The organism is Natrinema soli (genome assembly GCF_028618695.1).
Genome location: NZ_JAQIVI010000587.1, coordinates 1 through 13166 on the forward strand (window position 1 = coordinate 1; position 13166 = coordinate 13166).

Consider the following 13166-nt stretch of genomic DNA (forward strand, 5'->3'; position numbering starts at 1 on the left):
CGAGCCACGCCTCGAGTCCGTCCGCGGTCGGCGGTCGTAGCGCGAAGATTCGGTCGGGGTAGTACCGCGACGCGAACCCGTCGCGCCACGCTTCGGGGAGTTCCTCCGCGGCGACCGTCACCTCGAGTGCGCCCGACTCGAGTCGGTCGGCGGCGAGACAGAGCGTCGCGTGCTCGAGCGCGTTCGCCTCGATGGTGTTCGCGTGGGTTTCCAGAACGGTCGCGGCGATTCCCTCGAAGTCGTCAGCAGCGAACTCGTCAAGCGTGAGCAGGGTCTCGACCGCCACGCCGGTCGCGGAGGGCGTCGACTGGTCGCCCAGTTCCTGCGGGCGGGTGACGAGCGACTCGCCGCTCTCCGGCGTGAAGTAGAGCGTTCCGCGCTCTGCGTCCCAGAACTCGGCCTCGATGACGCGGGCCAGTTCGAGCGCGAACGCGAGGTGATCGACCTCGCCGGTGGCCTGATAGCAGTCGAACGCTCCGCGCGCGAGGAACGCGTAGTCCTCGAGGTAGCCGTCGACTTTGACGTCTCCGTCCTTATACCGCCGTGAGAGCCGCCGTTCGTCCTCGTTCCAGAGTCGATCCCGCACGAACTCGAGGGCGTCGACCGCGGTCTCGGCGTACTCGTTCTCGCCGAGCACCAGCGCGGCCTCGGCGTAGGTGGAGATCAGCAGCCCGTTCCAGCCCGCGAGCACCTTCTCATCGCGGTTGGGGCGGGGCCGCTCCTCGCGAGCCTCGAACAGCTGTTGGCATGCCGACTCGAGTCGCTTCAGGATCTCGTTCCCCTCGAGATCGAACTGTCCGGCGAGTTCCGACACCCTCGCCACGCGATTCGGCTGGTTCCGCCCCTCGAAGTTCCCCGACTCCGTGATGTCGTAGCGCGCACAGAAGAGGGCCGCATCGGTCTCGTTCTCGACGATATCGTGGACTTCTGCTGGGGTCCAGACGTAGAACGCACCCTCCTCGCGCTCGCCGGTCTCGGGGGACTCGCTCTGCGCGTCGAGGGTACTGAAGAAGCCGCCCTCGTCGTGGGTCAGCTCCCGGTCGACGAACGCGAGGGTATCAGCGACGATCTCGGCGTAGCGATCCTCGCCGGTGAGCTGGTAGCCCGCGAGGAAGGCCCGCGGAATCTCGGCGTTGTCGTACAGCATCTTCTCGAAGTGGGGGACCGTCCAGTCCCGATCGACGCAGTAGCGGTGGAAGCCGCCGCCGACGTGGTCGTAGAGCCCGCCCACGGACATCGCGTCGAGGGCTTCCTCGAGCACTTCGAGATACTCCTCACGGCCGGTTCGGTCGTACGCTCGAGCGAGCACGCGCAGGCGCGAGGGTTGGGGGAACTTCGGCCCCCCGGAACCGAAGCCGCCGTGCTGGCGGTCGGCGCTTCGCACGGTCGCGTCCGCGGCCGTCTCGAGGACCTCGCTCGAGGGTGGCTCCGGGCTGGCACCGGCCTCGGTGCCGGTTCCCGCCGCGTCGGGGGTCTCCTCGAGTTGATCTTTCGCCGCGTCGGTCCACTGCTGGGCGCGGTGTTCCATCTCCTCGCGGTCGTCCTCGCTCTCCCAGGAGTCGGCGATGCGCTCGCAGAGGTCGAGAAAGCCGGGCTGGCCCTGCTGTCCCTCTCTGGGAAAGTACGTGCCGACGAAGAAGGGCTTCCCCTCGGGGGTGAGCCACGCCGAGAGCGGCCAGCCGCCCCGTCCGGTCACGAGTTGACAGACGGTCATGTAGATGCTGTCGACGTCCGGGCGCTCTTCGCGGTCGACTTTGATCGGGACGAAGTTCTCGTTGAGCACCTCGGCGACCGTCTCGTCCTCGAAGCTCTCGTCTTCCATCACGTGACACCAGTGACACGCCGAGTAGCCGATCGAGAGAAAGATCGGCACGTCGCGTTCCTCCGCGGCCTCGAGAGCCCGTTCGTCCCAGGGCTGCCAGTTGACGGGATTGTCCGCGTGCTGGCGCAGATAGGGGCTTTCCTCCTCCTCGAGCCGGTTGCGCCGGGTCGGATCGCTCATGCTTGCGATTCGTTCCATCGAGGGAAAAGACCACTGTTGGATCGAGGGGATTCGCGACACACCGGTCGATCCGTCAGCGGTGGCGAGTGCTGTGTCGCGGTGAGCGGAGCGTGAATCGGTTCAGTGGCTACTATAGTACTACTGACGCTCGTACTCCACGAACGCGACCCCATCGCGCTCGTCTCGAGACACTTCATCGAACGCACCCCGATCCCACTCGGGGAAGCGGGTATCGCCGTCTGGTTCTTCGTGGACCTCTGTCACGACTATCCGATCGACCACCGGCAGGAACTGTTCGTAGACGGTCGCCCCTCCGGCGACGAAAATCCGATCAGTGTCGTCGTGGCGGTCTCGCGCGACCCTCTCAGCCGTCTCGACGGCGTCCTCGAGTCCGTGCGCAAGGACGACATTCTTGGGCGTCTCGAGGTCCCGACTCGTCAACACGACCGTGGTCCGGCCGGGGAGCGGTTCGCCGAGCGTCTCGAGGATGCCCTCGTAAGTAACCCGGCCCATGATGACGGGGTGGTCCATCGTCGTCTCCTTGAAGTGCTGCAGGTCCTCGGGGATGTGCCACGGCATGTTGCCCTCCTTGCCGATGACGCCGTTGTCGGCGACGGCGACGATGCCGACGAGTTCGCGGTCCGTCTCGAGGGTCGGCATCGGGTCCTCCCTCCCAGCCCGCTCCCCGCTCATTCGGCCACCGAGAACTCGAGTCCGTCGTGGGACTCGTACTCCCGAAGCTCGACGTCCTCGTACGACAGCTCGTCGATCGAGACGTCAGCCACCTCGAGCGTCGGCCGCTCGAGCGGTTCCCGCGAGAGCTGCTCGAGCAGGCCGGGGACGTGATCGAGCCGTTCGTCGCCCTCGGCTTCGGACGGCGCTTCGGACTCGAGCCACTCGCGGACCTCGCGGTACCCCTCGCGCTCGTCGACGTCGGCCAGCTTCGACTGGAGCGTCTCGAGGTTGTCGGCGTACCAGTCGCCGCGCGCGCCACGACCGCAGTAGACGTGGGTGTCGACGACGGTGTGGGCGAAGGTTCCGGGTTCGAAGCCCGTCTGCTGCGCGATCACTTTCGTCAGGAGCGCGTAGGCCGCGATGTTGAACGGGATCCCGAGCGCGGTGTCGCCCGACCGTTGCGTGAGGTGGCAGTTCAGCCGGTCGCCTTGCACGTTGAAGACGAACGAGTAGTGACAGGGCGGCAGGGTCGAGACGGCCGCGTTGGCGGGATGCCACGCGTTGACCACGAGCCGCCGCGAGTTCGGCGAGTCCGAGAGAGTATCGATGACGTATTGGAGCTGATCGAACGTCCGCCGTCCGTCCGCCTCCTCGGTGACCCACCGGTGGCTCTCGTCGGGCCAGGATTCGCCCTCGAGCTGCGCGTCCCCATCTGGTACCGGAAACCGACGCCAGAAGCGGCCGTAGGCCGTATCCAGCTTTCCCTCCTCGTCGGCCCAGGCGTCCCAGATCTTGGTCTCCTCGCGGAGGTCCCGGATGTGCGCTTCCCCGGAGAGATACCAGCAGACCTCGTGGAGCATCGAGCTCCAGCGGTAGCCGTCCATCTCCTTGGTCGTGAGCAGCGGATACCCCTCCCGGAGGTCGACCTCGTAGTGCTCGCTGAACGACGAAATCGTGTCGACGCCGGTCCGATTGGGCTTGTAGGTCCCCGTGGAGAGCACGGTGTCGACGAGCTCGAGGTACTGTTGCATTATCATCCTCATTCGGACGCGTATTTATGATCGTTACGTCCCGTCGGTCGATCCGGACCGAGATGCTACCCACCACGAACGTGCATATTTCCGCTCGAGGAAAGAGCAACGCTTACAGGTTCGTGCGTTCCGCTTTCGACCATGCGAGAGAACGTGCTCCTGATCGGGGGTGGCGGCCGCGAACACGCCATCGCTCGCGCGCTCGAGGACAGCGAGGCAGACCTGTACGCCTGCGCCGGCAACCGAAACCCCGGTATCGCGCGCATCGCGTCCGGGTTCGAAACGCTCGAGTCGACGAATCCGAAAGCGGTCGTCGAGTACGCCGAGGACGTCGACGCGACGATCGCCATCATCGGCCCGGAAGCGTACCTCGAGGCCGGCGTCGCGGACGAACTCGAGGCCGCGGGGGTCTACCCCTTCGGCCCGAAAGAAGAGGCGGCCCGCATCGAGACGGACAAGGCGTTCCAGCGCCGGTTCATGGCGGAGCACGACATTCCCGGCTGCCCCGATTTCGAGACGTTCGACGACGTGGAGGCCGCCTGTAACTATATCGACGAGTATGACGGCGATCTGGCGATCAAACCGGCCGGCCTCACCGGGGGGAAGGGCGTGAAGGTCATCGGCGACCAAGTGACTGCGGAGGAGGGCAAGGAGTACATCCGCGAGTCGGACTACGACCGGATCGTCCTCGAGGAACGACTGATCGGCGAGGAGTTCACCGTGCAGGCGTTCGTCGCCAACGGCGAATTCCGTACCGCGCCCGCCGTACAGGACCACAAGCGCGCCTACGAGGGCGACGAAGGACCGAATACGGGCGGCATGGGGAGCTATACCGACGCGACGGACGAACTGCCGTTCATGACCGAAGACGACTACGACGAGGCGGTCTCGATCATCGAGGCCACCGTCGACGCCCTCGACGACTACCGCGGGATCCTCTACGGGCAGTTCATGCTGACCACCACCGGCCCCCGCGTCGTCGAGTTCAACGCCCGCTTCGGCGATCCCGAGGCGATGAACACGCTGCCGGTGCTCGAGACCGACTTCCTCGAGATTCTGACCGCCGCCCGGAACGGCAACGCGCCGCCGGAACTGGACTTCGCCGAGCAGGCGACGGTCTGCAAGTACGCCGTGCCAGAGGGGTACCCGACGGATCCCGAGGCCGGCGCGAAAGTGCAGGTCGACGAGGAGAGCGCCGGCGATGCGTTGCTCTACTACGCCAGCGTCGACGAGCGCGACGACGGGATCTATACGACCACCTCCAGATCCTTTGCGCTGGTCGGCGTCGCCGACTCGATCAGCGAGGCCGAGGAAATCGCCGAGGACGCGCTCGCAGTTGCCGGCGAGGAGGGACTGCGGATCCGTCACGACATCGGGAAGGCCGACCTCGTCCAGAAGCGAATCGACCACATGAACGACCTCCGCGGCGAGTAGTGACCGGCCCCGTCCGGATCGAAGTGGATTATTGAAACGTACCTATTGCCGTCGTGATACGAGTGGTCCAGTCGACCGCATCGAACCCGTCGTCGAACAAGTAGACACCAAAGCCGCGATGACTCCGTCCGTCAGCGAGAGGGATTTCCACCGGCGATGAGGTCGTGATCGTTGGCCGCGTCGGTTTCATAACCAATACCGACGGGGTCGAATTTGGAAAACGCACCGTACCGTTGCGTCACGACTTCGACGGAAAGCGTTCCGTCTTCGGTGACGCGCCAGCGGATTTTATCCCCGGATTCGATATCGAGTTCGCGCCGGACCGCTGCCGGAACCGTGACGGAGTGACATCCTCCTCGCCGTAAACGGCGAGGCTTCCCACGCATGGGGAATACCAGTTAGTCGTCGTCCCCAGAACCTTCGGTTCTGGCGGGCTGCACGAGACCTCCGGTCTCGTGAACGCTGGCAGAGGGTTCTGACTCTTCGTAGGCCGTGAGCGTCATCTGCGCTGGTACGCTCGTCTCACGGTGTCGTTCGAAAGACGCGTCGCGTCTTTCGTGACCACGAGACGGCGAAGCCGTCTCGGACGGAGTCATGGCGGTGTCACAACCGCTCCCATCCCGTGGCGAGTCATCGCGTTCCGCCTTGTCAAGCGGGACGCTCTCTCCCCACGGGTCAATCCGTCGTGCGATATTCGCGGAAGCGTTGATGTCAGCCTGAAACGCCGAAACGTGACAGTCGTCGTTCGGACACCGGAACTCGGCTTGTGAGTCCCGCCGACCGATACGGTGGCACGAGTGGCACGTTTGCGAGGTGTACGCCGGATTCACGTACTCGACCGGGATGCCTGCTTCCGTCGCCTTGTCCTCGATGCGCCCTTGCAGTCGGGCGAACGCCCACGAGTGTAGGCGACGATTCATGTACTTCCCGTAGTCAAGACGCTCACGGATGTACGTCAAGTCCTCCATCACTAACACCGGATTTTCGAACTGTTTGGTATACTCGACAGCCTGTCGAGACGCTTTCTCCACGATGTCGGTGAGCGCGTTCTGGTAGTGTCCGAAGCGTTCGTCAATCCGCCACTCGGACGCGTCACGCTCTTGGAGGCGTTTCAGGGTCGTGTGCATCTCTTTGCGGAGATGCTTCGCTCTGCTTCCGCTACACACGAACGGGTCAGTCGGAGAACCGTCCTTGAGGGCACAGCCCGTTATCAGGGCGGTTTCTCCGATGTCTAAGCCGATGTGTGTGGCGTCACCGTCCGTCGCTGGTTCTTCGACCGGGTACTCAACGGTGACGTGCAGTACCCAGTTCTTCCGATGCTTCTGAAGCCGTATCTCTCCCGCCTTCGCGTCCTCGGCTACAAGGTCGTGCCAGAGGTCTTCCTGTTCTGGGTTGATGCGGAGCGGTATCCAGAAGTTCGTTCCGCGTCCCGGTCGGGGAACCCACCATGTGAACTCGTAGTCACGTTCTTCGGAGTGGTCGAACTTCGCGGCTTGGTTCGTGAGCCGTATCGGGTGAGAGTCGTCCAACTCCTTGGCGTGGTACGTCTTCCGCAGTTTCGGGACGTAGTTGCAGAGAGCCGCCTTGGCCTGATACGGGAGGTCGTAGGGCGTCACGATTTCGCTCACCGACGACATGGTACTTACCCCGGCGTCGAACGCCTCTTGCAGACCGTCACGGTACGTTTTGAGTAGGTCGTCGAGTTTCGACTTTGTGGGCTGTCGGTGGAGCAAACGTCGCTTGAAGCGTCTTAGTTATCGTTGTCACTGGCGTCTAATCCGTTCTCGATTAGTTCAGCGTAGGCACGAGGATGTCGGATACCATTGTCGCGGGCGTAGTCTTTCACCCGTTCATGGAGGTCGTCTCCTCGCTCCATATCAATTTCAGTTCGTACAATTATTTGTACGTTACTTTGGCATTAATAAATTCCGTTCGGTATTCGGGCTGCTATAGACTGTGGGTTGCGTAGTCGAGTGACGCGATTCACGCCCGCCGTGAACGGCGGGATTCTCTCGCTGTTTAAAGATAGCCGTCGTTTATCGTCGTTTCGTCCTCGGCCCGATGTGGCATACTCGACCCTACGCAATTCGTTACAAAATGATTTGTCCCCTCATTTCTCGGGTGATGCAACGTGGCTCCGGGAACCGGATCGATTACGAACCGGGCCTCAGGACGCGACGTCGTCGATCGCCTCGAGCAACAGTCCCACACCCAGTTCGATCTCCCGCTCGGTGACGTCGAGCGGCGGCAGCAATCGGAGCGTCTTGTAGCCACAGCCGAGGGTCAACAGCCCGCGTTCGAACGCGTCCTCGAGCACCGCGTCCCGCCGTTCCTTCGTCTCGAACTCGACGGCGAGCATCAGCCCGCGGCCGCGAACGTCGACCGCGCCGGGCGCGTCGCCGTCGGCGATCGCGTCCTCGAGTCGCGATCCAGACTGCGCGCCTCGCTCGCGGACGTTCGCGAGGAGGTCGTCCTCGTGGATGACATCGATCGTGAGCACGCCCTGCATGGCGGCGACGAGATCCCCCGCACCCCACGTCGATGAGAGTCGACTCTTCTCCCGCGGGAAGACGTCCGATCGCGAGATGGTCGCGCCCACGCGAAGCCCCTTCCCGCTCGCGATGACGTCCGGCGTGAGATCGAGGTGGTCGACGGCCCACAGTTCGCCCGTCCGTCCGAGTCCCGACTGGATCTCATCGGCGACGATCCGGAGGCCGTGCTCCTCGCGCAACGCCTCGAGGTCGCGGGCGAACTCGGGATGGGCCACTCGATAGCCGCCCTCGCCCTGAATCGGCTCGAGGATGAGGTAGGCGACCTCGTCGGGGTCGATCACGCCGCGCTCGGGGTGGAGCGCGTCGGCGACGACGTTGCCGCCGGGGCCGTCGGTCCGCCACCGGGTTTCGTACTCCTCGTCGGTCGCGGGATAGGGGACGCTGACGACGCCCGGAATTTCGGGGAAGCCGCTCCGGTGGACGGCCTTCGAGCGGTTGAGCGAGAGCGCACCGAGCGTCCGCCCGTGGAACGAGCCGTCGAACGTGAATGCGCGGTGGCCGCCCGCGGCGTAGCAGATTTTGATGGCGTTCTCGACGGCCTCCGCGCCGGAGTTCGAGAGGAAGACCCGATCCATGTCGTAGCGGTCGGTCATCGCGACCAGCCGATCCATCAGTTGCGTCGGCCCGGGAAAGTCGGGATCCGCCGGACGGCCGCCGCCGCTGACGTAGAAGTCCTGGCCCGCGATTTTGAGCGGATCGACGGGATCGAACGCGCGGAGTTTCTCTCGGAGCGTCGGGTTGTTGTAGCCAAGCGGCGCGGCGGCGACGTGGCTCGTGAAATCGAGCAGGACGTTGCCGTCGACGTCGGTACAGAACGGGCCGATGGCCTCGCCGCCCGCGTCCCAGACGAACTCGTAGACGTACGTGCTCGGAGCGGCGAACCGATGGTGGTAGTCGACCCACTCGCGGGCCCGGTCGCCCGGGATGGTCTCTACCCGCGGTTCGGCCGTTTCTCGATCCATACGATACCTACGACGGCATCGGGTAAAGTTACTGACCGCTATACGACACTGTACGAACCGCTATACGACGACGAACACCGACGCGAGCGCGCCGCCGATCAGCAGGATCGTGCTGTAGATGGCGACCCGGTTCCGGAAGCCATCGTTCGTCGACGTCGCCGCCAGCAGGGCCTTGACGACGATGCTCGAGACCGTCGCGAGCAAAATTGCGATCGTCGCCTCGGCGGCCCCCAGTTGCCCGCCGCGGTAGAGGACGACTGCCGACGTGGTCGCGCCGGCGCTCGAGACGAAACCGCTCGCGACCGCGGTCGCGTAGAAGCCCAGCGTGCCGAACCACGTCTCCGCCAGCGAGCCGAACACGAGGACGACGAGGAAGACGGCCCCGAATCCGAGCGCGTTTTTCAGTGAAAACGGGCTCTCGAGTTCCATCGGCCCGGACTCGCTCCAGTCGGCGGTGAGCCCGGCGACGGCGAACGCGAGGACGATGACGGCCCCGAGCGGAACGATCGCTTCGAGGAGGATCTCGGAACCGCTCCCGGCGGTAAAGCCGACCGCGATCGCGAGGTTTCGCGCGGCCATCGCGGCGTTCGCGAGCAAGATGGCAGCGACGGCGTATGAGGACGCCTCGGGCCGCTGGTTGACGTGATCGAGCATCGTCCCGACGACCGCCGTCGAGGAGGCCAGTCCCCCGAAGAAGCCGGTGATCGCGATACCGCGACCGCCGTAGGTGGAAACGATCGCGTAGTTGGCGATCCCGATTCCCGCCACGGCCACGACCATCAGCCAGATGACCTGCGGCTCGAGCGGGATCGTCAGCCCGGCGAACTCGACGGTCGTCTCGGCGGGGAGAATCGGGTAGATGACGAACGCGAGGATGGCAAATTCGGTCGTCGAGCGCATCTCCTGGTGGGAGAGCCCCCACGCGAACTCGTGGAGTTCTCGCTTCAACACGAGCAACAGCGACGAGAGGACGGCGACGGTGACTCCCTCGAGGATGAAGCCGACGGTGACCAGCGCGCCGACCCCGTAGGCGACGAGCATCGAGACCGACGTCGTCAACGAGAGCCCGGCGTCGTCCTCGCTCATGAGGCCCTGGATTGCGAGTAACACGCCCTGAACGATCACGAGCACGCCGCCGAGCAGCAAGAGGCTCTCCCCGATGACGCCCTCGGTTTCGACGACGAGGACGGTAAAGACGGCGGCGAGCAGGCTGATCAGCGAGAACGTTCGGATCCCGGCGGACTTCTGGGACCACTCGCGTTCGAGCCCGAGAAACATACCCAGCGCGCCGGCGAGAGCGATCCGAACGACCGTCTCATCGAGCGGCGCGTCGGCGACCTGCAGCGCGACCTCGTTCACTCCTGATCGTTCACCGTGATCGTATATAAGCAACTTGCCGACTGCGGGACGAGACGACCGGTGGCGTCGACGCCGAGAATCGACCGGGAGCGACGCTGCGACGGTGTCGTCGGTCGGACGAACCGAGAACAGACGGGGGACGACAATACGATACTGACGGCTGTCAGTTATATCCCCGGACGTTTTGGACGGCGATCACGGGAGCGACCGAACGGGGCGACCGCGCTACAGCTCGACGTACTGCGTTTCCCACTCGCGGCGGGCCTCGAGTTCGCGGCGACCTCGGCGTGTGAGCGTGTAGAAGTTCGTTCGACGGTCTCGGCGCCCTTTTTCGACGAGCCCCTTGTCGACGAGGGTGTCGAGATTGGGATAGAGCCGACCGTGATGAATCTCCTTCTCGTAGTACTGCTCGAGCTCCTCTTTGATCGCCAGTCCGTGAGGTTCGTCCTCGCCAGCGATGACGTAGAGCAAGTCACGCTGAAATCCTGTCAGGTCGTACATTGGGAAAGTACCAATCGTACTTACTGTCGAATTTTAATAAGGCTATCGGGTTGTTACGAGCGAAAGAGTGCTATTACCAGCGAGACGCGTCGTTTCGCGCGAGCGATATCCATAACGCCCGTGATGAATCGTCCGGCGAGTCTCTCATAATCCGAGGTTCATGTTTACAGTACATGCATTTCGTTTCGGTACGATTACACTGGGTACAGACGTCGATACCGGGCTTCAGTGAAATCGATCAGAACGAAGCTTTGCCACTGCGTTGTACGTTCGTTGAAACAGGAAAGCAGATCGCGTGACGGAAAAATGTCACGCGATTGCTTGCCGCCCTGAATTGGTCCCCGCTGACGCTTCGGCCCTCCAAGCGAAGCGTCACGTAGAAGATTTTGTTGTGTGTACTTAAATGTAACGACAACGCGTGATCGCGGTCAGGTCTCCCGGCCCCGACGTCTTCAGATGTGTTCCTCCTCCAGTACCCAGCCTAATGCCCGTTTGTAGTAGGTGAACATCTGCTCGACGCCGTCGTGGCGCATCTCGTCGCTCTCGAGGTGTTCTTTGATGAACTCGTACTGCTCCCGGACTTCTTCTTCGTCGCGCATACCCGCCACTATCGGCCGGCGAGACAAAAAACCGCCACACGCCGTCCGGTGACACCTCGATCGGCTCGAGGCGTTCCGCAACGGGTGCGGCCGGTCGACCGCACTGTTTCGTCACGAAATCGAGCGTTCCGTCGCGAAACGGTTACGAACGGGTCGAAACGGTTACGAATGGATCGCGACCAGCGGTGACCGTCGCTCGGTGTGTCGTCGGTCAGCATCCAGCGATCGCTCGAATGCGTTTCAGCGATCGTCGGCAACCGAGACGAGCGACCGTGCGATCGATACACGAACCGCGTCGACCGACGGTGTCACCGCCGGAAAAATATAGTCGCCACTGAACGTCACTGCACACCCGATCGCACAGCAGCGTTCGATCGGGTGTGTCCATCGTTTCAGCCGTCACTACAGGGCAATTTCGGCAGCCTTGTTCGTAGCACTGATCGACGCGACGGGACACGGCTCCCGCGATAGGGATCAGCGGGGCCGTTTAGTTGCCGGTCCCGTTCGTCTCGTTATCTCCGGTGTCGCTTTCGTTCCCGTCTCCGGTTTCGGTCTCGTTGCCCGACTCGGATTCGTTGCCGGTCGTGTCGCCCTCGCCGAACGTCAGCGTCACTTCCTCGTCGTCGCCGTCGATTTCGACGTCGTCTTCGGTCTCCTCGCCCTCGTTTTCGGCGGTGACGGTGTACTCGCCGTCCTCGAGTTCCTCGAATTCGACCTCGCCGTTCTCGTCCGTCTCGTCTTCCATCGGGAAGCTTTGACCGATATCCGTCGCGCCACCGTCGGTCGTGGTTTCGTTCTCCGATTCGTTGCCAGATTCGTTGCCGATTCCGCTATCGGACTCGTTCTCCGATTCGTTTCCGGATTCGTTCCCGATTCCGCCATCGGACTCATTCTCGGACTCGTTGCCGATTCCGTCGGTCGACGTCTCGTTGTCCGATTCGTTGCCGGTGCCGCCCTCGCCTCCACCGGTCGTCCCGGCTTGCTCGAGGGTGACGGCTGCACCTTCGACCGGTCCGTCAGAGCCTTCGACTGTGACGGTCAGCGTGTACGTCTCGCTACCGCCGTCCTCGGACTCGTTTTCGTCGCCGGTCGTACCGGTCTCATTGTCTGATTCGTTGTCGCCGCCGGGACCGCTATCGGCACAGCCGGCGAGCGCGAGCGCACTTACTGTTCCTGCCGCGGTCACGAACGTTCGCCGGTTCAGTCTCCGGGACATATACCTGGATAGAACCGTCTGGCTGGTTTCGATGTGGCCTGCGTCTGCCGCCCGTTAATCACCTATTGAACGGCGCTCAGCGGCTGATGACAGTCATCGCGCTTCCACTATCAATAGATCAGAATGATCACGAGAATCGATACTCAGCGCGAATCAACTGTCGTTTCGGTGATCGGTTCGGCCGAGGCCGTTCGGTGACTGGTTCGTCAAGGGCGTATCGTAGTCAGTGACGCAACTAGCGCGTGTCGCGAGACGGCGGTGGTGACCGAAGCGACTGCTCGCCCCAACAGTAGCGACGACTCTGCGATACCGGAACCCCGGGTCCGATGGGACTTTTGGTGTCCCCGCCGTAGCCCCGGCTATGAAGATCCGGGGTGAGCGCGAGTGCACGGAGTGTGGGACCCGCTGGTCGTACTACGAGACCGGTAGCGTCGGCTGTCCGGCCTGTGGAAGTCTGCAAAGCGTCGGCGTCGACGAGCGTACCGAACACACCGATATGCAGGTGGCGTTCGACCTCACCCCCGTTCGGAACGCGATCGACGAAATCGGGACCGATGATCTCGCCGAACGAGCCCGCGATCGCTGTCGCGAGTACGTCCGCCGCCGCGGGTTCGTCAACGCCGGCACCCTTCGGGAGCTCGACGACACCTATCTCGCCGCGATCGAACTGCTCCACGTCGCCGACATCGTCGCGCGCGAGATTCGCCTCGAGGATCGCGAGGAGCTGTACTTCCTCTCGCTGCTCCGAGACGCCGATCAGGGCGATCGCCCGGCCGCCGAGGACGTCCCGCGATCGCTGCGGGCGGCCCGCGGGCTCGCGTACGCGAACGCCGTC

11 protein-coding genes and 1 pseudogene are annotated in these 13166 nt (G+C 63.6%); 2 read left to right on the forward strand and 10 right to left on the reverse strand.

The genetic code is table 11. The annotated features are described in order from the left end of the window. The 3 genes from PGX04_RS27075 to thyA form a co-directional block, all read right to left on the reverse strand. Positions 1-2002, reverse strand: a 2002-nt coding sequence (locus PGX04_RS27075) for a thioredoxin domain-containing protein (protein ID WP_273741323.1), incomplete at its 3' end; no start/stop codon positions are given. Between the two features lie 138 nt (positions 2003-2140). Further along, positions 2141-2695: a dihydrofolate reductase gene (locus PGX04_RS27080; RefSeq protein ID WP_273741324.1), complete on the reverse strand. Its 555-nt coding sequence runs from the start codon at positions 2693-2695 to the stop codon at positions 2141-2143. Beyond that, on the reverse strand, positions 2692-3708 hold the full coding sequence (gene thyA / locus PGX04_RS27085) for a thymidylate synthase (protein ID WP_273741325.1): 1017 nt from the start codon (positions 3706-3708) through the stop codon (positions 2692-2694). The genes PGX04_RS27080 and thyA overlap by 4 nt, the downstream gene beginning before the upstream one ends. 141 nt (positions 3709-3849) lie before the next feature. Here thyA and purD point away from each other — a divergent pair, with 141 nt between their 5' ends. Beyond that, the gene (gene purD, locus PGX04_RS27090) at positions 3850-5142 is read left to right on the forward strand and encodes a phosphoribosylamine--glycine ligase (protein WP_273741327.1); all 1293 of its coding nucleotides are present in this window, start codon (positions 3850-3852) and stop codon (positions 5140-5142) included. 131 nt (positions 5143-5273) lie between these two features. On the opposite strand, the gene PGX04_RS27095 is transcribed toward purD, so the two are convergent. The 7 genes and pseudogenes from PGX04_RS27095 to PGX04_RS27125 form a co-directional block, all read right to left on the reverse strand. Then, positions 5274-5528 carry an AbrB/MazE/SpoVT family DNA-binding domain-containing protein gene (locus PGX04_RS27095; RefSeq protein ID WP_273741328.1) on the reverse strand — a complete coding sequence of 85 codons (255 nt, stop codon included), beginning with the start codon at positions 5526-5528 and terminating at the stop codon, positions 5274-5276. A 12-nt stretch (positions 5529-5540) separates the two neighbouring features. After that, positions 5541-6909: pseudogene (locus PGX04_RS27100) on the reverse strand (RNA-guided endonuclease TnpB family protein). 400 nt (positions 6910-7309) lie between these two features. Beyond that, positions 7310-8656: an aminotransferase class III-fold pyridoxal phosphate-dependent enzyme gene (locus PGX04_RS27105; RefSeq protein ID WP_273741329.1), complete on the reverse strand. Its 1347-nt coding sequence runs from the start codon at positions 8654-8656 to the stop codon at positions 7310-7312. A 60-nt stretch (positions 8657-8716) separates the two neighbouring features. Continuing rightward, positions 8717-10015, reverse strand: a complete 1299-nt coding sequence (locus PGX04_RS27110; RefSeq protein ID WP_273741330.1) for an MgtC/SapB family protein — start codon at positions 10013-10015, stop codon at positions 8717-8719. Positions 10016-10240: 225 nt separating this feature from the next. Further along, positions 10241-10516 carry a PadR family transcriptional regulator gene (locus tag PGX04_RS27115; RefSeq protein ID WP_226041352.1) on the reverse strand — a complete coding sequence of 92 codons (276 nt, stop codon included), beginning with the start codon at positions 10514-10516 and terminating at the stop codon, positions 10241-10243. A 452-nt stretch (positions 10517-10968) separates the two neighbouring features. After that, positions 10969-11115, reverse strand: a complete 147-nt coding sequence (locus PGX04_RS27120; RefSeq protein ID WP_176548075.1) for a hypothetical protein — start codon at positions 11113-11115, stop codon at positions 10969-10971. A gap of 487 nt (positions 11116-11602) precedes the next feature. Then, positions 11603-12331, reverse strand: coding sequence for a hypothetical protein (locus PGX04_RS27125; protein ID WP_273741331.1), 729 nt, complete (start codon positions 12329-12331; stop codon positions 11603-11605). Positions 12332-12692: 361 nt separating this feature from the next. Here PGX04_RS27125 and PGX04_RS27130 point away from each other — a divergent pair. Continuing rightward, a partial coding sequence (locus PGX04_RS27130; protein WP_273741332.1) for a DUF7117 family protein occupies positions 12693-13166 on the forward strand: 474 nt, incomplete at its 3' end.